Source organism: Mesorhizobium sp. M0016 (assembly GCF_040324035.1).
GTDB lineage: Bacteria > Pseudomonadota > Alphaproteobacteria > Rhizobiales > Rhizobiaceae > Mesorhizobium.
In genome coordinates this window covers 1-567 of record NZ_JAMYVM010000073.1, presented here as the reverse complement: position 1 = coordinate 567, position 567 = coordinate 1, and the positions used below count along the sequence as shown (strand labels likewise).

1 protein-coding gene is annotated in these 567 nt (G+C 60.7%); it reads left to right on the top strand.

The window, feature by feature from the left end:
* The coding region (locus tag NKJ88_RS32950) for an ABC transporter transmembrane domain-containing protein (RefSeq protein WP_352446984.1) at window positions 1–567 on the top strand (567 nt) is incomplete at both ends.

Sequence of the window (567 nt, the reverse complement as noted above, 5' to 3'; positions counted from 1 at the left end):
TTCTTGCCAACACTCTCTCGCAAGGGCCGATAAGCGATACCGTTGCCCACAACATGGCACGCAATGGTCTGCTGCAAGCAGCGCGTTGCAATGCCGAGGTCGTGCAAGCTCTCGGTCTTGGAAAGCGGATCGCTGCCCGATGGCAAAAGGCCAATGCCAAGTATCTGGCCGCCAACCGGAAAGCTGGGGACGTGGCCGGTGGGCTGGGTGCCATTTCAAAGTCGCTGCGCGTGCTGCTGCAATCGGCCATTCTTGCCGTCGGTGCGTACCTTGTCGTCAGGGAAGAGGCTACGGCCGGGGTCATGATTGCCAGTTCGATCATGATGGGGCGTGCGCTGGCTCCGGTCGACCTCGCCATTTCAAGCTGGAAACCCTTCCTCATGGCGCGCCAGGGTTGGGCGCGGCTGGAGGACCTCTTGGAAAAGGTTCCTGAAACCGCTCCTGTTATGCTAATGCCTGCACCTGAACGCGAACTGCGCCTCGAAAGCGTGACAATCGTTCCGCCCGGCGAAAGCAAGCCGACCGTGACCGGCATTGCGTTTGCCATTCAGGCGGGAAGCGCACTCG